The 19,946-nt window shown below is 58.8% G+C and carries 15 protein-coding genes; 9 read left to right on the forward strand and 6 right to left on the reverse strand.

What is annotated here, in order from left to right:
* The first annotated feature begins 92 nt into the window (after nucleotides 1-92).
* The 4 genes from guaB (at nucleotide 93) to tadA (ending at nucleotide 5,327) form a co-directional block, all read left to right on the forward strand.
* On the forward strand, nucleotides 93-1,562 hold the full coding sequence (guaB, locus tag DQN55_RS04650) for an IMP dehydrogenase (protein ID WP_048378079.1): 1,470 nt from the start codon (nucleotides 93-95) through the stop codon (nucleotides 1,560-1,562).
* Between the two features lie 100 nt (nucleotides 1,563-1,662).
* Nucleotides 1,663-3,240: a glutamine-hydrolyzing GMP synthase gene (guaA, locus tag DQN55_RS04655; protein WP_048378078.1), complete on the forward strand. Its 1,578-nt coding sequence runs from the start codon at nucleotides 1,663-1,665 to the stop codon at nucleotides 3,238-3,240.
* A gap of 219 nt (nucleotides 3,241-3,459) precedes the next feature.
* Entirely contained in the window at nucleotides 3,460-4,836 is a 1,377-nt protein-coding gene (locus DQN55_RS04660; RefSeq protein ID WP_048378077.1) for a multicopper oxidase family protein, read from the forward strand.
* On the forward strand, nucleotides 4,836-5,327 hold the full coding sequence (gene tadA, locus DQN55_RS04665) for a tRNA adenosine(34) deaminase TadA (RefSeq protein ID WP_048378076.1): 492 nt from the start codon (nucleotides 4,836-4,838) through the stop codon (nucleotides 5,325-5,327). Before DQN55_RS04660 ends, tadA begins: the two co-directional genes overlap by 1 nt.
* 226 nt (nucleotides 5,328-5,553) lie before the next feature.
* Here the strand turns inward: tadA and cmoB are convergent, their stop codons facing one another.
* The 6 genes from cmoB to lon form a co-directional block, all read right to left on the reverse strand.
* A complete protein-coding gene (gene cmoB / locus DQN55_RS04670) occupies nucleotides 5,554-6,510 on the reverse strand; it encodes a tRNA 5-methoxyuridine(34)/uridine 5-oxyacetic acid(34) synthase CmoB (protein ID WP_048378075.1) in 957 nt (318 codons plus the stop codon).
* On the reverse strand, nucleotides 6,507-7,250 hold the full coding sequence (gene cmoA, locus DQN55_RS04675; RefSeq protein ID WP_048378074.1) for a carboxy-S-adenosyl-L-methionine synthase CmoA: 744 nt from the start codon (nucleotides 7,248-7,250) through the stop codon (nucleotides 6,507-6,509). Before cmoA ends, cmoB begins: the two co-directional genes overlap by 4 nt.
* Before the next feature lie 84 nt (nucleotides 7,251-7,334).
* The gene (locus DQN55_RS04680) at nucleotides 7,335-7,976 is read right to left on the reverse strand and encodes a lysoplasmalogenase (RefSeq protein WP_048378073.1); all 642 of its coding nucleotides are present in this window, start codon (nucleotides 7,974-7,976) and stop codon (nucleotides 7,335-7,337) included.
* A 1-nt stretch (nucleotide 7,977) separates the two neighbouring features.
* On the reverse strand, nucleotides 7,978-8,370 hold the full coding sequence (locus DQN55_RS04685; RefSeq protein ID WP_048378072.1) for a protease inhibitor I42 family protein: 393 nt from the start codon (nucleotides 8,368-8,370) through the stop codon (nucleotides 7,978-7,980).
* A gap of 88 nt (nucleotides 8,371-8,458) precedes the next feature.
* Nucleotides 8,459-8,962 carry a hypothetical protein gene (locus tag DQN55_RS04690; protein ID WP_048378071.1) on the reverse strand — a complete coding sequence of 168 codons (504 nt, stop codon included), beginning with the start codon at nucleotides 8,960-8,962 and terminating at the stop codon, nucleotides 8,459-8,461.
* A 183-nt stretch (nucleotides 8,963-9,145) separates the two neighbouring features.
* Complete coding sequence (gene lon / locus DQN55_RS04695; RefSeq protein WP_048378070.1) at nucleotides 9,146-11,563, reverse strand: endopeptidase La; 2,418 nt, start codon at nucleotides 11,561-11,563, stop codon at nucleotides 9,146-9,148.
* Nucleotides 11,564-11,820: 257 nt separating this feature from the next.
* Here lon and DQN55_RS04700 point away from each other — a divergent pair, with 257 nt between their 5' ends.
* From DQN55_RS04700 to DQN55_RS04720, 5 genes are read left to right on the forward strand one after another with little or no spacing between them, the layout of a single operon-like run.
* Nucleotides 11,821-13,851, forward strand: a complete 2,031-nt coding sequence (locus DQN55_RS04700) for a type VI secretion system Vgr family protein (protein ID WP_048378069.1) — start codon at nucleotides 11,821-11,823, stop codon at nucleotides 13,849-13,851.
* The gene (locus DQN55_RS04705; protein ID WP_048378068.1) at nucleotides 13,848-14,696 is read left to right on the forward strand and encodes a DUF4123 domain-containing protein; all 849 of its coding nucleotides are present in this window, start codon (nucleotides 13,848-13,850) and stop codon (nucleotides 14,694-14,696) included. Before DQN55_RS04700 ends, DQN55_RS04705 begins: the two co-directional genes overlap by 4 nt.
* On the forward strand, nucleotides 14,693-18,028 hold the full coding sequence (locus DQN55_RS04710) for a toxin VasX (protein WP_048378067.1): 3,336 nt from the start codon (nucleotides 14,693-14,695) through the stop codon (nucleotides 18,026-18,028). The genes DQN55_RS04705 and DQN55_RS04710 overlap by 4 nt, the downstream gene beginning before the upstream one ends.
* Nucleotides 18,025-18,996: a DUF6708 domain-containing protein gene (locus tag DQN55_RS04715; protein WP_048378066.1), complete on the forward strand. Its 972-nt coding sequence runs from the start codon at nucleotides 18,025-18,027 to the stop codon at nucleotides 18,994-18,996. The genes DQN55_RS04710 and DQN55_RS04715 overlap by 4 nt, the downstream gene beginning before the upstream one ends.
* Nucleotides 18,983-19,939: a DUF6708 domain-containing protein gene (locus tag DQN55_RS04720; RefSeq protein WP_048378065.1), complete on the forward strand. Its 957-nt coding sequence runs from the start codon at nucleotides 18,983-18,985 to the stop codon at nucleotides 19,937-19,939. The genes DQN55_RS04715 and DQN55_RS04720 overlap by 14 nt, the downstream gene beginning before the upstream one ends.
* Nucleotides 19,940-19,946 lie beyond the last annotated feature (7 nt).

Genomic DNA, 19,946 nt, shown 5'->3' on the forward strand with positions numbered 1-19,946 from the left:
TAGCGCAAAACTCTCTAAAGGTTTCCGTTGAGACGTGCGAGGGTTTTGAGTACAATGGCGCGCTTCCATTTTCCCGCTCGGGAGCCCCAGCGATGCTGCGTATCAGCCAAGAAGCACTCACATTCGATGACATCCTTCTCGTCCCCGGTTATTCCGAGGTTCTCCCGAACGAAGTCAGCCTCAAGACTCGTTTGACCCGTGGCATTGAACTGAATATTCCGCTGGTTTCCGCTGCAATGGACACCGTAACTGAAGCCCGTCTGGCAATCGCCATGGCTCAGGAAGGCGGTATCGGCATCATCCACAAGAACATGACCATCGAGCAGCAAGCTCACGAAGTTCGCAAGGTCAAGCGTTACGAAGCCGGTGTCGTCAAGGAACCGATCACGATCGAGGCTGATGCCACGGTACGTGAATTGTTCGAACTGACCCGCCTGCACAACATCTCCGGCGTACCTGTACTGCACAATGGCGACCTGGTCGGCATCGTGACGTCCCGTGACGTGCGTTTCGAAAACCGTCTGGAAGCCACCGTACGTGAAGTGATGACGCCTAAAGAACGTCTGGTCACGGTCAAGGAAGGCGCTGACAAGGACGAAGCCCGCGAGCTGTTGCACAAGCACCGTATCGAGCGCGTACTGATCGTCGACGACAATTTCGCCCTCAAAGGCATGATGACCGTCAACGACATCGAAAAAGCCAAGGCTTACCCGCTGGCCAGCAAGGACGACCAAGGTCGTCTGCGCGTAGGCGCTGCGGTCGGTACCGGCAAGGACACGGCTGATCGTGTGGCCGCCCTCGTGGCTGCCGGCGTTGATGTGGTGGTTGTCGACACTGCTCACGGTCACTCCAAAGGCGTGATCGACCGCGTTCGCTGGGTCAAGCAGACCTTCCCTGACGTTCAGGTGATCGGCGGCAATATCGCGACTGGCGCTGCTGCCAAGGCGCTGGCCGAAGCCGGTGCCGATGCCGTCAAGGTCGGTATCGGTCCGGGTTCGATCTGCACCACGCGTATTGTTGCGGGTGTCGGCGTTCCTCAGATCAGCGCGATTGCCAATGTAGCCGCTGCCCTTGAGGGCACAGGCGTACCGTTGATCGCTGACGGCGGCATCCGTTTCTCGGGTGACTTGTCCAAGGCCATCGTGGCTGGCGCTTCTTGCGTCATGATGGGTTCGATGTTTGCCGGTACTGAAGAAGCCCCGGGCGAGATCGAGCTGTTCCAGGGCCGTTCGTACAAGGCTTACCGCGGTATGGGTTCGCTGGGTGCGATGTCGCAATCCCAGGGTTCCTCCGACCGTTACTTCCAGGACTCCTCTGCGGGTGCCGAGAAGCTGGTGCCGGAAGGCATCGAAGGTCGCGTGCCGTACAAAGGCTCGCTGACCGCGATTGTGCACCAACTGATGGGCGGTCTGCGTTCCTCGATGGGCTACACCGGCAGTGCCGATATCGAGCAAATGCGTACCCAGCCCGAGTTCGTGCGCATCACCGGCGCTGGCATGGCTGAATCCCACGTCCACGACGTGCAGATCACCAAGGAAGCTCCAAACTATCGCGTAGGTTGATAGTGATCGCACCCGGGTCAAGCCGGGTGCGAACGAATTAAGTCACCGGGGCTGTTTTTATCAGCCCCGTGTCGTTTCTGAAATTAATCGAGATTTTGTCATGGCCCTCGACATTCACGCTCACCGTATCCTGATCCTCGACTTCGGTTCCCAGTACACCCAACTGATCGCCCGCCGCGTACGGGAAATCGGTGTTTACTGCGAACTGCACCCGTTCGACATGGATGACGCAGCGATTCGCGAGTTCGCTCCCAAAGGGATCATTCTCGCTGGCGGCCCGGAATCCGTGCACGAAGCCGATAGCCCGCGCGCGCCACAAGCTGTATTTGATCTGGGCGTGCCGGTATTCGGTATCTGCTACGGCATGCAGACCATGGCTGAACAGCTGGGTGGCAAGGTTGAAGGCTCCGAGCTGCGTGAGTTCGGTTATGCCCGCGTAGACGTGGTTGGCAAAAGCCGCCTGCTCGACGGCATCGAAGACCACATCGACGCTGACGGCCTGTATGGCCTGGACGTGTGGATGAGCCACGGTGACAAGGTCACCAGGATGCCTGCAGACTTCAGCATCCTCGCCAGCACCCCGAGCTGCCCGATCGCCGGCATGTACAACGATGCCCGTGGCTACTACGGCGTGCAGTTCCACCCGGAAGTGACCCACACCAAGCAGGGTGGTCGCATCCTGTCGCGCTTTATCCTCGATATCTGCGGCTGTGAAGCGCTGTGGACACCGTCGAAAATCGCTGAAGACGCCATCGCCAGCGTTCGTGCCCAGGTGGGTACCGACAACGTCTTGCTGGGTCTGTCCGGCGGCGTTGACTCTTCGGTTGTGGCTGCCTTGCTGCACAAGGCCATCGGCGACCAGTTGACCTGCGTATTCGTGGACAACGGTCTGCTGCGACTGCACGAAGGTGAGCAAGTGATGGCCATGTTCGCAGAGAACATGGGCGTCAAAGTGATTCGCGCCAACGCGGCTGATCAGTTCCTGAACAACCTGGCTGGCGAAAGCGACCCGGAGAAGAAGCGCAAGATCATCGGTCGCACCTTCATCGACGTATTCGATGCCGAATCCTGCAAGCTGGACAACATCAAGTACCTGGCCCAGGGCACCATTTACCCGGACGTGATCGAGTCGGCTGGCGCCAAAAGCGGCAAGGCTCACGTGATCAAGTCGCACCACAACGTGGGTGGCTTGCCGGACGAAATGAACCTCAAGCTGGTTGAGCCACTGCGTGAGCTGTTCAAGGACGAAGTCCGTCGTCTGGGTCTGGAACTGGGCCTGCCGTACGACATGGTCTACCGTCACCCGTTCCCGGGCCCGGGTCTGGGCGTTCGTATCCTGGGTGAAGTGAAGAAGGAATACGCCGACCTGCTGCGTCGTGCTGACCACATCTTCATCGAAGAACTGCGTAAAGCCGACTGGTACCACAAGGTCAGCCAGGCATTCGTGGTGTTCCAGCCGGTCAAGTCGGTTGGCGTTGTAGGCGATGGCCGTCGTTACGCTTGGGTTGTTGCCCTGCGTGCCGTTGAAACCATCGACTTCATGACAGCGCGTTGGGCTCACCTGCCTTACGAGCTGCTTGAAACCGTCAGCGGTCGAATCATCAATGAGATCGAAGGCATCTCCCGCGTCACCTACGACGTGTCGAGCAAGCCACCGGCAACGATTGAGTGGGAATAAGTCTGGCCGGGTAACCGGCTGACACCCGATTCAGAAAGGCGGTCAACACTCAGTGTTGACCGCCTTTTTCGTTTCTGGGGTATCGGCCATGCCGAGGGCGAGGGGGGGTTAACTGCGGCCCTTCGCCACCCCGCCCTTACTGTTTCGCAACTGCGGGTGTATCGTATTCGCCTTTTGCGGGCTTAACGCCCGCGCCGGATACGAGAGGTAGTTGAGTCCATGTCCTTTACCCGTCGACAAATACTCGGTGGATTGGCCGGCCTGGTAGTGGTGGGTGTTGGCGCAGGAGGCGCTTCGCGTTACTGGTTGGGCAAGAGGGCCGATGCCCAGGCCGGTCACGATTATGAGCTGATTGCGGCGCCGCTCGATGTCGAGCTGGTGCCCGGTCATCAGACCCAGGCCTGGGCTTTCGGCCCTTCGGCACCCGGGACTGAATTGCGCGTTCGGCAGGGCGAATGGTTGCGGGTGCGCTTTATCAACCATTTGCCGGTTGCGACCACGATCCACTGGCATGGTATCCGATTACCCCTGGAAATGGATGGCGTGCCGTATGTGTCGCAGTTGCCGGTCTTGCCGGGTGAGTACTTCGATTACAAATTCCGGGTGCCGGATGCAGGCAGCTTCTGGTATCACCCGCACGTCAACAGCAGTGAAGAGCTGGGGCGTGGCCTGGTCGGGCCGTTGATCGTAGAAGAGCGCGACGCCACAGGCTTCAAGCATGAGCGCACGCTGAGCATTAAGAACTGGCATGTGGATGAGGAGGGCGGCTTTATGCCGTTCAGCATCACCCGTGAAGCTGCGCGTGGCGGTACGGCGGGGCGTTTGTCGACGATTAACGGCCGTCATGTGCCGACCATTGAGTTGCCTGCCGGGCAGATCACGCGTGTGCGGATCCTTAACCTCGACAATACCTTGACCTATCGCCTGAATATGCCGGGTGTCGAGGCCAAGATCTACGCGTTGGACGGTAACCCCATTGAGCCACGGCCGCTGGGCAAGGAATACTGGCTTGGCCCGGGTATGCGGATCTGCCTGGCGATCAAGGCGCCGGCTGCCGGTGAGGAATTGTCACTGCGCGATGGCCCGGTACGCTTGGGCACGCTGCGCTCGGTGGCGAGCAATGAGGCTGCGGCTGAATGGCCGCCCGCGCTACCGGCCAACCCGATTGCCGAACCGGATGTGGCCAATGCCGAGAAGCTGAACTTCAACTTTGAATGGGTCGGTTCGGTCTCGACGAATCTGGGCGCGGATCAACCACCCAGCCTGTGGCAGATCAATGGCGTCGCCTGGGACATCAAGGACAAGACATGCGCCGATCGGCCGATCGCCAGGCTCAAGCTGGGGCAGAGCTACATCTTCGAGTTGAAGAACATGACCCAGTACCAGCACCCGATCCATTTGCACGGCATGAGCTTCAAGGTGCTGGCGTCCAATCGTAAAAAAATCATCCCGTACTTTACGGACACCTACCTGCTGGGTAAAAACGAGCGTGCCCGTGTGGCGCTGGTGGCGGATAATCCCGGCGTGTGGATGTTCCACTGCCATGTGATTGACCACATGGAAACCGGCCTGATGGCCGCTATTGAGGTTTCCTGATGCGACAAGGGCGTCAACCCCGGATCATCGACCGCAGCCGCGATCAAGACTTTATGCGCGAAGCACTGACCCTGGCCGCTCAAGGTGCGGCACTGGGTGAAGTGCCGGTGGGCGCGGTGCTGGTGCAAGACGGTGAAATCATCGGACGGGGCTTTAATTGCCCCATCAGCGGCAGTGATCCCAGCGCCCATGCGGAAATGGTCGCCATTCGGGCTGCCGCCGCTGCGGCCAGCAATTATCGGCTGCCCGGCAGCACGCTGTACGTGACGCTGGAGCCTTGCAGCATGTGTGCGGGCCTGATTGTGCATTCACGGGTGGCACGCGTGGTCTACGGCGCCCTGGAGCCCAAGGCGGGAATTGTGCAAAGTCAGGGGCAGTTCTTCACCCAGGGGTTTCTCAATCATCGGGTGTTGTTTGAAGGCGGAGTGCTGGCTGAAGAATGCGGTGCCATCCTCAGCGAATTCTTCAAGGCGCGTCGAGCCAAACCTTAAAGCCCGCAGCCTGCGCGCAATCTGTCGCAGCGGACGAGTAGAACGAGGCCGCGTCCGGCTGCGCAGCGGCCGTAAAACCTGACCCGCCTATAGACCTGAATTGACGACTGCTACGCAGCCGGACGTAGCCTCGCTGAGCTCGGCAACTGCGACGAATGCCTGTGGCTGCTGCCGAGGCACGAAGGCTGCGGTGCTTGACGGGCAACAGAGTATCGACAGGTGTGGTTTATTTCTTTGCGACAATCACTGCACGCATCGGGGCCGGCAAGCCTTCGATTGTCTTGCTGTGGTCGTTCGGGTCGAGGTAGTCGCTGAGCGACTGGAATTTCATCCACTCGGTGGCCCGTTGTTCTTCCACTGTGGTGACGCTCACGTCGACACAGCGTACATCGCTGAATCCGGCGCGGCGCAGCCAGCGCTCCAGTGCAGGGATCGAGGGCAGGAACCACACGTTGCGCATTTGCGCGTAACGGTCTTCAGGGACTAGCACCTGATTCACGTCACCTTCAATCACCAGGGTTTCCAGCACCAGTTCGCCGCCTTTGACCAGGCAGTCTTTGAGCGCGAGCAAATGCTCGATCGGTGACCGGCGGTGGTAGAACACGCCCATGGAAAATACGGTGTCGAAACCCTCCAGGTTGGGCGGCAGGTCTTCAAACGGGAAGGGCAGGTGCCAGGCGGCTTCTTGCTGCAAAAAGCCCTGGACCGCCTGGAACTGGCAGAAGAACAACCAGTTGGGATCGACGCCGATGACGCTGTGGGCGCCAGCACCGAGCATGCGCCACATGTAGTAGCCGTTACCGCAACCGACATCGAGGATGCGTTTGCCTTTGAGGTCGATATGCGGTGCGACCCGTGACCATTTCCAGTCCGAGTGCCATTCCGTATCGACATGCACGCCGAACAGGTCGAACGGGCCTTTGCGCCACGGCGACAGCCCCATCAGTGCACTGCGCATCTGCGCGCGGGTTTCATCGTCGCAATCGGTGTCCAGGGTCAGGCCATTGACCAGGTCGATCTTGCTCGGCTTGACCTTGGGCAATGCATTCAGTGCGCTCTGCCAGCGTTCCAGATCACCGTGACCTTTCTCCATTTTGCTGTCGAGCTGCGCTTGCAGGGTGTTGGCCCATTCAGCCAGTGGGGTACCGGCCAGACGCCGGGCGAGCGGGGAGAGATCAATCATGGCAAGGCAATCAACGAGGCAAAGTTTAGACACTGGAACCACGGCACGACTTTCGAGAACCCGGCAGCCAGCAGGCGTTCGCAGTGTTCTTCGAGGCTGTCGGGCTTCATGACGTTTTCGATGGCGCTGCGCTTTTGCGCGATCTCGAGATCGCTGTAGCCATTGGCGCGTTTGAACGCGACGTGCAGGTCGGTGAGCAGCGCATGTTCTTCAGGATCACTGAAGCGCAGCTTCTCCGAGAGGATCAGGGCTCCGCCCGGCAGCAACGACTGGCGAATGCGGCCCAGCAGCGCCAGGCGCTCCTCGGGTGCAATGAATTGCAGGGTGAAGTTCAACGCCACCACTGAGGCGGGCTCGAATGCCAGCGCCAGAATGTCACCTTCAATGACCTCGACCGGCAATAGCTCCTGGAACATCGAGTTTTGGGCGTTGAGGTACTCGCGGCAGCGTTCAACCATTGCAGCCGAGTTGTCGACTGCAATCACCTTGCAGCCTTCGCTGCGCACATGCCTGCGCAGCGCCTGGGTGACGGCACCCAGAGAACTGCCCAGGTCGTACAGCACGCTGTTGGGCTGGGCGAACTGAGCCGCCAGTACCCCGAGGTTTTCGACAATGGTCGGATAGCCGGGCACCGAGCGCTTGATCATGTCCGGGAACACCCGCACCACGTCTTCGTTAAAGGCGAAGTCCGGCACTTGGGCCAGGGGCTGGGCGAAAATACGGTCGGGTTCTTTGCTCACGGCGGTTCCGGCGATGGAAATTTCAAAAGGGGCGGCATTTTAGCCAAGTTGGCGCCGGGATGCGCGCTCTGTCTGATAAACCGTTCAGCGCTTGCTCTGGGTAAACACTGAGGCGGCAATGCTCCATTGGCCGAGCCAGTAGCTGAGGATGATCAGGTACGGCGCAGTGCTGAACGGATGCACAAAGCGATCGATGCCAATCAGGCTGTCCGAGATGACAAACGCCAGGGCGCCTGCGGCCGCCAGCCAGGCCGAAGCCCGCGGCACGCCGCTCCCTGGCGTCAGTCGGGCCAGGGCGCGCCAGAGCATGGCGCTGATGGCCAGGGCGTAGACGCCGACGGGGATCAATAACTCGCCAAGCCCGTGGCTGGCCATGACACTGAACAGACTGCCTCCGGCAATCAGCGCCAGTGCCAGCGGCAACAGGGCGGCCCGGCGACAGTCCACCAGGTACGCCTTGAGGTAGGCCAGATGGGCAAACAGAAATGCCCCCAGCCCGAACACAAACAGGTCCGCGGGCCATGCCAGCAGAATATCGCCGAGCAGGGAAAACAGCAGGCCAATGCTGATCCAGCGCCGATAGAGCGTGGGCGGTGCATCCTGCAGCCAGCCGAGCAGAGCCAGCACCGGCACCGGTTTACTCAGCAAACACAGGAGCGTGGCATGCAGGCTCAGGCCATAAAGGTAGGCCGCAGCACCCATGACGGCGAGTATCAGCCAGCCCATGTCAGTTCACCGTGATCGGGCAGTCAAAGGTTCGTGCCGGTTCGGCTTCAGGTTCCCAGGGCTGCTGATAGGTCAGGCGCAACCGCCCGTTGCCAGCGGCAAATGCCCGGAAGCGCCAGGTGGATTGCCCGCCACTGCCAAGCAATTGCCCGTTGTCGCTGCTGGTATAGACCTCGGGGCCAAGGCTGCGCAATACACCCCCCGCAGAGTCCTGAATGGCCCAGCGATACCCGGTGGTGGGATTGCTGGGCAATGACAGGATCAGGTTTTGCCCTGTATGCAGTTGTATCGGGCAATCGCTTTGTTCTTCAACGGTCATGTTGTGCGCAGGTTCATGCGCGCAGGCCGCCAGCAGGCTGAGGCTGAACAGGGTGAGTAGGCGTGCGGGGGACATTGCAGGCTCCGGTCAGACAAACACAAGGACGCAGCATACCCCATGAGGGGCATGGCGACAGGTGTCGGCGGCCTGCAGCAGGCGCTGACTAACAGAACGTGGCGTGGGGAGGCGTGATCTTGAAGTCGCCGCACACCTCCAGGCATTCGCCCTTGTGATCCAGGGCATCAAGGGTAAACAGGCGGGCGCTGTAGCAACTTTCGATCACGCTTAAATGCAAGGTTCCGACTGCTGCCTGGTTCAAGTGATAGAACGTCCGGCCTTCCATCTCGACGCATTCGATATATGACATGGCCTGTATCGGCCCGCGCCCATGATCTTGCGGGTTGAACAGGTAGATGCCGGAGTCGATATCGACAGCCAGGGTAAAACTGATGGCCCGGTAATCTTTTGCGCCGAAGCTCCCGCTCTCGGCGGTGATGATGATTTTTTTGTGGCTGCTGGCGAACGTCATCTCCTCTGCGACGAACGAGCTCCGGTCAAGCAGGGTGGCTTTGAGCTCTCCGTGCGTTCGTGGGCTGGACTTGCCGAGCCCGTAATCCGGGGCCCACAGCATGTCCGGATTGTCGTATAGCGGATGCTGAAGAGGCATGACTGTTTCCTTGCGTAATCGCTCTGGGGATGGCGGTTATTAACGGCAGGAAAGCCAGGCGTGTCTACTGTCAGAAATGACAGGGTGGGAGGGGCGGGAATCGTTGCGGTGGCAGGGATTGATTGCTCGCGACGCGTGGGCCGTCGCGAGCAAACCAATGGCTATCTGCTTATTGTTACGGGCTTAAAACAACACTTTGGCCACGTCGGTAAAGCGTTTGGCAAAGTGCACGGTGATGCCTTCTTTCAAGTACTCGGGCAGTTCTTCAAAGTTGCCGCGGTTGGATTCGGGCAGGATCAACTCGAAGACTTTCTGGCGACGTGCGGCAATCACCTTTTCGCGCACGCCACCAATCGGCAGCACGTGCCCGGTCAAGGTCAGTTCGCCGGTCATGGCGATGCCTTTCTTCGGTGGTTGATTGCGTGCCAGTGAGAGCAGGGCGCTGGCCATGGTGACACCCGCACTCGGGCCGTCTTTTGGCGTTGCACCTTCCGGCACGTGCAAGTGCACGAAGGCCTCGTCGAAGAATCGCGGGTCTCCGCCAAATTGCTTGAGGTTGGCGCTGATATAGCTGTAAGCGATTTCGGCAGACTCCTTCATCACTTCGCCCAATTGCCCGGTCAGCTTGAAACCGCGATTGAGGGTGTGAATACGGGTCGCTTCGATCGGTAAGGTTGCACCGCCCATGCTGGTCCAGGCCAGGCCGGTAATGACCCCGGTGCCACCGATCACTTGCTCGTTACGGAACACGGGCATGCCGAGGGAGGCTTCGAGGTCTTTGGGGCCGATCTTGATCACCGACTTGGGCTCGTCCAGGAGCTTGACCACGGCTTTACGCACCAGCTTGCCCAATTGCTTCTCAAGCTGGCGCACCCCGGCTTCACGGGCATAACCCTCGATCACCGCGCGCAGAGCGCTGTCGCTGATGCTCAGGCTACCTTTGGCTACACCGGCTTTCTCCAGCTGCTTGGGCCACAGATGACGCTTGGCAATCGCCACCTTCTCTTCGGTGATGTAACCCGAAAGGCGGATGACTTCCATCCGGTCGAGCAAGGGCCCGGGGATTGAATCCAGCGTGTTGGCGGTGCAGACAAACAGCACTTTCGACAGGTCAAGGCGCAGGTCGAGGTAGTGGTCGAGGAAGTCGACGTTCTGTTCCGGGTCCAGGGTTTCGAGCAGCGCCGAAGCAGGGTCGCCCTGGAAGCTTTGGCCCATCTTGTCGATTTCGTCGAGCATGATCACTGGGTTCATCACTTCGACGTCTTTAAGTGCCTGCACCAGCTTGCCCGGTTGGGCGCCAATGTAAGTCCGGCGATGGCCCTTGATCTCGGCCTCGTCGCGCATGCCGCCGACGCTGAAACGGTAGAACGGTCGGCCCAGCGACTCGGCAATGGACTTGCCGACACTGGTCTTGCCCACACCGGGCGGCCCCACCAGCAGCACAATCGAACCGTTCACCGAGCCTTTGTAAGCCCCCACGGCGAGGAATTCGAGGATGCGGTTTTTAATGTCGTCCAGCCCCGCGTGGTGAGCATCGAGGACTTTGCGCGCATGCTTGAGGTCAAGCTTGTCCTTCCCCAGCACCCCCCATGGCACCGACGAGGCCCAGTCCAGATAATTGCGGGTCACGGCATATTCAGGCGATCCGGTTTCAAGGATCGACAGCTTGTTCATTTCGTCATCGATGCGTTTGCGCGCCTGGGCCGGCAAGGTTTTGCCTTCCAGGCGTTGCTGGAACTGTTCTATGTCCGCGCTGCGATCATCTTTGGTCAGCCCCAGTTCCTGCTGGATCACCTTGAGTTGTTCCTTGAGGAAGAACTCACGCTGGTGCTCGCCGATCTTGAGATTGACCTCGGCGGAGATTTCTTTTTGCAGGCGTGCGACTTCGACTTCCTTGCGCAGCATGGGCAGGACTTTTTCCATGCGTTTGAGCATGGGCACGCAGTCGAGCACTTCCTGCAGCTCGCTGCCGGTGGCCGAGGTCAACGCCGCGGCAAAGTCGGTCAGCGGCGACGGGTCGTTAGGGCTGAAGCGATTGAGGTAGTTTTTCAGCTCTTCGCTGTAGAGCGGATTCAGCGGCAACAGCTCCTTGATCGCGTTGATCAACGCCATGCCGTAGGCCTTGACTTCGTCAGTCGGCTCTTTGGGTTCTTTCGGGTACTCGACTTCGACCAGATAAGGCGGGCGATGATGCTTGAGCCAGGTGCGGATGCGCACGCGGGTCAGGCCCTGGGCCACGAACTGCAACTTGCCGTTTTCACGGCTGGCGTGGTGTACCTTCACCAGCGTGCCGTACTCGGGGAGGCTGGACGTGTCGAAATGGCGAGGGTCTTCAGGAGGCGTGTCCATGAAGAACAGTGCCAGAGAGTGGTGATCAGATTGGCTGACCAGCTCAAGCGTCTCGGCCCAGGGTTCTTCATTGACGATCACCGGCAGCACTTGAGCCGGGAAAAACGGACGGTTATGAATCGGGATGATGTACACCTTGTCCGGCAGGCTCTGGCCGGGCAGGGCCAATTCGGTACCGCCTGTGTGTTCGGTTTCGACGTGTTCTACGGAGTGCTCATCGGTGTTATCCGGAAATTCTTGCTGGTCGCTCATGGGGCACCTGCGCATTTGGGTATGCGTCTTAGATGGGGCGCGGCGCGCGTGGTTTCAATGGTGAAGCGATTTTCATCATAAAAGGATGAGCACATCGATTGTTTGTGACCTGTACCGGCATTGGCACGGTAAGGGCTATTTCTACAAAAGTTACAGAAGCCTCCTACATCGCCTCCCTGATCTATCCGTTAGCGTTCATCCCCTTGTATTAGGGGCTGCTTTCTCGGCAGCGAGCCCTCACGTCAGAGGAGTCATGGATGCCTACGGTTTCCCAAGCGAGTCGCTTCAGCCTGGTCGTCAACGCCTGTCCCCACGCGCTTCATGTCTTGGCATTCAGCGGCGATGAAGCACTGAGCACGCTGTTTTCCTTCGATGTTGAAGTAGTCTGCGAACGCCCGGACCTGGACCTTGAAGCGCTGCTGCACACTTCGGCCTTTCTGGCGTTCGACAACCTCGGCCATGGTATCCACGGGCAGATTTACCGCATCGCTCAAAGCAGCCCCGGTACGCGCTTGAGTCACTATCAGCTGACGCTGGTGCCACAGTTGGCCTATCTGCAACACCGCACCAATCAGCGCATTTTCCAGAACCTGAGCGTGCAGCACATCATCGAGACGATCCTAGAAGAGCACGGCATTCTCGGCACGGTCTACGGCTTTACCCTGCAATCGGCCTACAAGCCGCGGGAATACTGCGTGCAGTACGGCGAGTCGGATCTGCACTTTATTCAACGGCTGTGTTTTGAGGAGGGCATTGATTACTACTTCAAGCATTCGTCTGATGGCCATTATTTGCAGTTCGCCGATGGCCAGGCTGCGTTCAGCCAGGCAGAGGGCGTAACGCCCTTCGTGCAAGGTAACGGGATGGTGGCCGGACAGGCAGCCGTCCACAGCTTCGAGCTGCAGTTGCAAACCCGGACCAACAGCATTGCGCGCCGCGATTACGACTTCAGAAAAGCCAGCCGCACATTGCAGGCCGTGAGCCGCACCGATCTCAAGCCGCCTGCCCTTGAGCATTACATTTACCCCGGGCGCTTTACCGAGAACGAGGACGGCGTGCGCCTAAGCCAGATAGCCCTGGAACAGCACCAGAGCGACTGTCGTCAGGCCAGCGGCAGCAGCGATCAACCGAGCTTGAGCTGCGGCCATTTCTTGACCCTCGGCGAGCACCCGTACAGCGCCTGGAATGCACCATGGTTGCTGACTCGCATCCACCACGAAGGCAAGCAGCCGCAGGCGCTGCAAGAGCAGGCAGCCAGCCTGTTTATCGAGCATGCGCTGGCGTTCAGCCAAGGCTATCGCAATCAGTTTTTCGCCATCCCCGAAACCGTGCCCTACCGCTCGCCCAGGGTGTTCGCCAAGCCGCAGATTCATGGCAGCCAAACCGCTCGCGTCACCGGCCCGGCGGGCCAGGAAGTCCACAGCGATCAATTCGGCAGGGTCAAAGTCCGTTTTCACTGGGACCGCAGCGGGATTGATGATGACACGAGCAGTTGCTGGTTACGTGTCGCCTCAAGTTGGGCGGGTGACAACTATGGGGCGCTGACCATTCCCCGGATCGGGATGGAAGTGCTGGTCAGCTACCTGGAGGGTGATATTGATCAGCCAGTGATATCCGGCTGCCTGGTGTCGAGCATCACCCCGTCGCCGCTCAAACTGCCGGTCGAAAAAAACCAAAGCGTATTCCGTAGCCGCAGCACCCCGGGGGGCAGCGGCTACAACGAACTGCGCATCGAAGACCGCAAGGGACAGGAACTGATCTACCTCCACGCCCAGCGCGACCTGCAGCAACACGTCAAAAACGATAGTCGACTGCAAATCGATGGCGAGCAGCACGCGACCATCAGCGGTGACAGCGTGCTGGTGCTCGACGCGCAAGAACAACACACCGTCAACGGAGATCGCAAGGTGCAACTCAATGCCAGCGACTACCTGGAAGTCGCGAGCAGCACCCACACCCGGGTCGGGCAAGTACTGGCCATCGACGCCGGGCAACAGGTGCACTTCAAAGCCGGCGCCACGATGGTGGTTGATGGCGGACCGTTGATGACACTGATGGCTGGCGGACAGCACCTGCTGCTGACCCCGGCAGGGGTCTACAGCAGCACGCCGATTCTGCCGGGCGGGGTTGCAGTCCCGGGGGTGCCCGCCGAGCCCGGAGTGCCGGGGCAACTGGAAGGGATGACGTCCGTTGCGCTGACTGACCAGATGCACGCATTCGAGCGCTCAGCCTGCGAGGTAGAACCGGTGTGCCTGGTTTGCGAACAACTGAAGGAGGTTCAGCCATGACTCGCGCCTACCTGCTGCTCGACAGCCATCAGATCCCGAATCTGTATCCGCGTTTGTATGAATTGGCGCAACTCACCACGCCTCATTCGTTGTATTTGACCACCCGCTACGCCGAGCTGGCGCACCGTGGCCCGGTGCTGGCGGCCGTAGAACCCAACAGTGCGCTGGCCAGGGTCTTTGTTGAGCAATGGCAGGAAAAGGCGGGCATCTGGCTGGAGTCCGATGTTGATGAAGCCACCCTGGTCGCGCATTTGCGCAGCCTTGTCCATGTGGCGCTTGGCAGCGATGTGACGGCTTTCTTTCGATTCTACGATCCGCGAATTACCCGCTTGTGGTTAGCCGATTTGCCCGCTGGCGAGCGTGATCGGCTCATGGGGCCGGTGCGACTGATTCGATTGCCCAATGACGATGGCAGTACATGGTTGCTGCGCCAGGAAAACCCCGATCAGCCGTTTAACCGCTACGGTCACGCACCCTGGTTGAGCCTGAGTCCCGAGCGGCTTGAGCATCTGTGCCAAGGTAAGCGAACGCAGTTTGCGCAGCGATTGATTGCCCATTGCCAACGTTATTTTCCAGCGAGTTTGCAGGGGCTGGCTCCGGCAGCCCGGGAGCAATGGGCGCAAGGCTGTCAGCATAATGCCGCGCGCCAGGGCTATAGCGCAGAAGACGAAGTGATGAGTTGGGTGGGCTTGTATGCCTGTCTGGGCGAAACCTTCCCGGATGCACCGAGCCACGATGTTTTCCGCCAATTACTGGCCGAGCGCGATGCTTCACCGCAACAGCGCCTTGATAACGTGCTGGATGAATTAATCCGCCAGCTCATCATTGGGGAGGTCGCGGCATGAGCAACCCAACAGGCCTGGCCGCTGCGGCCCGTTTATCCGAAGCCACGCGGGTGGCCAAAGCGTCCCCGCATACGGATATCAACAGCACCGTCCGACAATGCCAGGCCAGCGCCCGGCAGATCTTTGTGGTCCCGGTGCGCTACGCCCTCAGCGAAGAGCCCGCCGGCCATCCGGCTTCCCAACCCGGCGTAGAGCCCCAAAGCCACCCGATGGCAGCGCGCCTGCTGCGCACCGGGTTTGTATACGTCTGGCAGGGCCGCGGCCCGCTGCAGCGCTACGCCGTGGCCCTGAACAAATGGCTGTGTCCGCAAGCGCTGAGCGACGATGACACCGTCATCGAAGTCGGGAGCCTGAGCGGTGTTGCGCTGGATAAACACCAGGAAGCCTGGATGCTTTACAGCGAAATCCCGCTCAACCCGTCCAGCTGCCAGCAACTCAAAGAGCCCGAAGCCCGCGCCAAACGTATGCGCCACCTCGACCTGCGGCAGGTCGCCAACACCCTGCAAGCACCGCATTGTGTGCCGTTGACCGAAGCCAGGCAGGTGATGGCCGAGTTGATTCCGAGTACTTATGACTTGGCGCTGGCGATTGACTACCAGCGCAATCAGACCACGCTGCGCAAAAGTGCCGATGAACTGGGGGATCTGGCATTCAAGGCCGCGACGCCAATCAATATCAAGGCCTACACGGATGCGATGCGCTGGCTCGGTGAACGAGAGAAAGTGGCTGCGCATTATCCCCCGGTTCCGGCCGAAGTCCCGCCTCCGGGGGCGTGGAGTGCTGTGCCCTGGGCTCCTGGCCTGACGCAACAGGTCATCGAGAGCGGCCATACCCAGGCACGAGGCTTGTACACCGTTCTGGCCTGCCTCGACGACGATCTCGGTGTACTGCGTGACATCAACCACGAACAAGAGTTGCTCGAATCACGGCATGAGCAATGGCAGGCCGACAACAAGCTACGGCTGAGCATTGGCGGGTTTATACGCAGCTTGATTTCTGAGGACGGCGCTGAGCTCGCGGGCAATTTGAGCTATCGCTACCGTGAACATGAGATAGAGCTGACCCCGGAGCAGGGTAGAACCTTGCTCAAGGCCCATCACCGACTGGAGGAGCTGTTCAAGGAGGAGGTACGCATTAACCAACAGCGCGGAGGTTTGTACGGCAATAAAGAGGCGGACGCATTGCTGCGCAAAGTCCACGCCGACGTACAGGCGGCAGTTGCTCCGGTACGCGGTTTTATTCCGCCCGAACTGCACACGGAAGTTGAATCGGTTATCCGCGATTATCGCGCCGAAAAAATTGCCAACCTTGAAAACCACCACGCCAGCGTCAAGGTTGAGCAATACATCGACCTGCCTGCGATGAACCAATGGCTCGACATAACGGCGCCCGCACACTTCACGCATGTACAGCAGCGTCATGAAGCCTTGTTTATCGACCGTGGGCTGTACTTGTCCAGGCATCACAGCGGCACCTGGTCTGTAGATTACAGTGACCCGGATCATCGCGAATGGCTCGACAAACTGGCTGTGGCCTGTCTCAGCGGGCAATGCCTGCGCAAACAAGGCGCCGGGCAATATGCCGATTATGTACGCAGCCCGGATGACGGAGCGTTGCGCCAATTATTTTTCGGGTGGATTCCGAGCCTGGAGGGGGCCGTGAACAGCACCAGTCGCGCCGGGGAATTGATTGCTGCGCTGGGGATTGAAAATCAGGCAAATGCCAAGCAAGCCATTGTCAAAGTGTTAGGCGTTCTCAATGAGCCGCTGGTGACCAGCCTTGCGCAGCGCGCCCAGGATACGAACGGCCACTGGAACATCCTGATCAAGCGCTTGGGTGCTGCGCTGATGCTGCTCCAGGGCGAACACACCCGTGTGCCCAGCGGTCCATGGTTGGGGATTTTGGTCGCGGCGCGTCTGGGCTGCGGGGTGGGCTTGCGTACCATCAGTGAAGGTGGCACGCGTGTCTGGCAATTGTTCGGCAGCCATGCGGAGAACCTCACCCGCTGGGCCAATACGATGGGCAAGGCTATTGCTGCCGGGCAAGTGAAGAACATCGTCAACTCTTCTGCCGTCCAGGGCGCGGGAGGATTGGTGGCAGTGACAGCCTTATTGCTCAATAGCTGGAATGCCGGGATTTATCTGGCGCAGGCGGGTGCGCTGGAGGGGATGGATAAGCAGCGCTCTAGTGACACGATATCCGCAACGCTCTATGCCGGGGCCGCTTTGGTGGCGGTGATAGATAGCCAGGTGCGGGGCAAGGATGCGAACAGGGTGTTTGCAGTGAAGTTTCCTTATAGCGCATGGACTGCTGCACCTGCTTTAACACTTTTCGGGGCGTTGATTGGCGGGTTGTCTTTTTTTGCAGCCTTTAAAGAGTTTGGCTCCCTCCAAATACAAATAGAAAATGCACACAGCACTTTAGACCCTTGGTTAGACACACGGCACGATGTTGTTGGCGGACAGCTCGCGACTTATGGGGCAATGGGGCTGGCCGGTATTTACTACACCGCCCGGGCTTTGGCTGGAACCTTGACGGCTGAGGCTGCGATGGCGGGTTTTTCCCTATGGATGGGGCCGCTCAGTTTTCTGCTTGCCGTGCTGGGCGTGTTGTATTTGACTGCCTGGTTTCTCCAGCAAACCCCCATGCAAAACTTTCTGAATTATTGCTGCTGGTCAAAAGCCCGCGCCAGTGATCTAGGCCCGCTGTCGTTTGCCGCTCAGCAACAAGAACTGAGCAAGCTATACAACATTTTGTATGCGCCGAGGGTCAGCTTTGTCGGGCGTAATGAGCCCAAGGGCACCAGCAGTCATATGGGATTGCTGTTCACCTCCTATATCGACTCCCTGACCATCGATTTGCCAGGTGCTGAACCCAATGGGGTTTACCTGGAGCTGAGCATGATAGGCAATCCGCGGGATACGTTGGCGATGCGCGAGCGCGTTAAAAACGGGGAGGGTGTCTATCGCGCAGAAGAGCCCATGCAAGATATTGCCGATTGCTGGCTTCATGGCAGTCGGTGTGAGTGGATTCCTTATGCACAAGGCAAGGGCCTGCGCCTGACGGGCGCTTATGCCAAAGAAATTAAAAACCTGTTTGCCTCGCAACCCACCAAAGTGTCCTTGCGTTTACGTTATCAGACACCCCTGACCTCAATGCTCGGAGCGCTCAGTTTTATCGGCGGGGAGCACGGCATGGCCTTTACCTTAAGCGAATCAGCGGGCGTGGTGGCATTGCGCGACGATCCAACACCTGCTTTGGACAGGGCAAAGCGTTATGTGCTCGGCGGGCAGCAATGCTCGGTTTACTTACAACCGGGGCTTAAGCCGTGAGCCGTCCTGAAGCGGGTGCCCGCAAAAAAAGAGTGTTCTCGCAGCAGGATTATCTGGCCCCGTTACCGATCCCTACCGGAAAAACACCGGTCGACATGCTCAATATCATTTGGCGCAAGAATGACGTGTTTTTAGACGTTGGAAACTTCAACGTGGGCGGGGCGGTGATGGTGATCTGGTTTATGTCGATGTTTTTCCTGAGCTTTGGTTTTGGGTTTAGAGATATTTCCCCGGAAGGGAGTACCGGTATGTTTTTAGGAGGTGCGGTAATTGTGGGCATCCCCACACTCGTCTTTATCTACAACCTGATTCGTCCAACCCCTTTACCCATTCGCTTTAACCGCCAACGTCGCGAAGTCTGTGTACCCCGTGAAGACGGCGAATACTGGGTGGTGCCATGGGAGTCGGTCACTGCCGCAGCCTCTCAGCACACGGCGGTGAGCCGGGCGGGGCCCAGTACGATGGGGTTGCTTTTTATCAGCTTCGACAATCCCGATCCTGAAGCCGATGAGGACAATAAACACTTCTACTGGGGGTTCAATTGCGGCGGCAATGAGGCTGCCATGGCGTTGTGGGAATGCATGCGCAGTTATATGGAAATCGGCCCGCACGCGTTGCCTCCAGGCAATGACTTTGAGACGGGAGGAGACAGCCTGAAACAGCGGGGAATTATTTGGGGCATCTGCTGCGAGTACGCGTATAGCATTTGGCTGCATGTGAAAGCCGAGGAAATAGGCAAGGCCTTATGGTTGGTACTCGGTATCTTTATCTTTGGCGGCCCCTTGGTGTTTATATTGCAAAGCTGGAAACTCTCTCCACCCCCCGACCTCACCTATCCCGACATTATCGAATGGTCCAAACCTCTCCCGCCTGAACAGTGGGCCAAGCGCTCGCCAGAACTTGAAAGTGCCATTGCGCAGCGTGAAGCTGAATTAGCGGCCGGGGGCTTAAGCCATGAGCCGTTCTGAAGCGGGTGTGCGCAAAAAGGGCGTGTTTTCACAGCAGGATTATCTGGCCCCGTTACCGATCCCTACCGGAAAAACACCGGTCGACATGCTCAATATCATTTGGCGCAAGAATGACGTGTTTTTAGACGTTGGAAACTTCAACGTGGGTGGCGCGGTGATGGTGATCTGGTTTATGTCTCTAATATTTATAGTGCTGGGTTACCACTCAAGGCATGACGATCTTTTTTACATTGCTGTGATCGGAGCAATGGTCATAATTGGCATCCCCACACTCGTCTTTATCTACAACCTGATTCGTCCAACCCCTTTACCCATTCGCTTTAACCGCCAACGTCGCGAAGTCTGTGTACCCCGTGAAGACGGCGAATACTGGGTCGTGCCATGGGAGTCGGTCACTGCCGCAGCCTCTCAGCACACGGCGGTAAGCCGGGCGGGGCCCAGTACGATGGGGTTGCTTTTTATCAGCTTCGACAATCCCGATCCTGAAGCCGATGAGGACAATAAACACTTCTACTGGGGGTTCAATTGCGGGGGCAATGAGGCTGCCATGGCGTTGTGGGAATGCATGCGCAGTTATATGGAAATCGGCCCGCACGCGTTGCCCCCAGGCAATGACTTTGAAGAGGGATGGGGCAGTCTGAAGCAGCGGGGAGTTATTTGGGGGACGTGCTTCGATTATGCGCACAGTTTTTGGTTGCATCTACGGGCTGCGGAGATAGGCCAGGCCGCCTCATTAATATTCGGGGTCTTTATTTTTGGCAGCCCAATAATATACATGCTGCAACACTGGAAACTCTGTCCCCCCCCCGACCTCACCTATCCCGACATTATCGAATGGTCCAAACCCCTCCCGCCTGAACAGTGGGCCAAGCGCTCGCCAGAACTTGAAAGTGCCATCATGCGGCGCGAAGTCGAGCTGGCTGCGGAAGCGGTCCAGCTTTAATCCTGCG

This window comes from Pseudomonas taetrolens, from assembly GCF_900475285.1.
Classification (GTDB): domain Bacteria; phylum Pseudomonadota; class Gammaproteobacteria; order Pseudomonadales; family Pseudomonadaceae; genus Aquipseudomonas; species Aquipseudomonas taetrolens.

Coding starts and splice junctions, on each gene's coding strand:
- tadA (WP_048378076.1), top strand. CDS start 4,836: ATGCGACAAGGGCGTCAACCCCGGATCATCGACCGCAGCCGCGATCAA.
- DQN55_RS04700 (WP_048378069.1), top strand. CDS start 11,821: ATGCCTACGGTTTCCCAAGCGAGTCGCTTCAGCCTGGTCGTCAACGCC.
- DQN55_RS04720 (WP_048378065.1), top strand. CDS start 18,983: ATGAGCCGTTCTGAAGCGGGTGTGCGCAAAAAGGGCGTGTTTTCACAG.
- DQN55_RS04705 (WP_048378068.1), top strand. CDS start 13,848: ATGACTCGCGCCTACCTGCTGCTCGACAGCCATCAGATCCCGAATCTG.
- DQN55_RS04680 (WP_048378073.1), bottom strand. CDS start 7,976: ATGGGCTGGCTGATACTCGCCGTCATGGGTGCTGCGGCCTACCTTTAT.
- DQN55_RS04660 (WP_048378077.1), top strand. CDS start 3,460: ATGTCCTTTACCCGTCGACAAATACTCGGTGGATTGGCCGGCCTGGTA.
- DQN55_RS04685 (WP_048378072.1), bottom strand. CDS start 8,370: ATGTCCCCCGCACGCCTACTCACCCTGTTCAGCCTCAGCCTGCTGGCG.
- guaB (WP_048378079.1), top strand. CDS start 93: ATGCTGCGTATCAGCCAAGAAGCACTCACATTCGATGACATCCTTCTC.
- lon (WP_048378070.1), bottom strand. CDS start 11,563: ATGAGCGACCAGCAAGAATTTCCGGATAACACCGATGAGCACTCCGTA.
- cmoB (WP_048378075.1), bottom strand. CDS start 6,510: ATGATTGATCTCTCCCCGCTCGCCCGGCGTCTGGCCGGTACCCCACTG.
- guaA (WP_048378078.1), top strand. CDS start 1,663: ATGGCCCTCGACATTCACGCTCACCGTATCCTGATCCTCGACTTCGGT.
- DQN55_RS04710 (WP_048378067.1), top strand. CDS start 14,693: ATGAGCAACCCAACAGGCCTGGCCGCTGCGGCCCGTTTATCCGAAGCC.
- DQN55_RS04690 (WP_048378071.1), bottom strand. CDS start 8,962: ATGCCTCTTCAGCATCCGCTATACGACAATCCGGACATGCTGTGGGCC.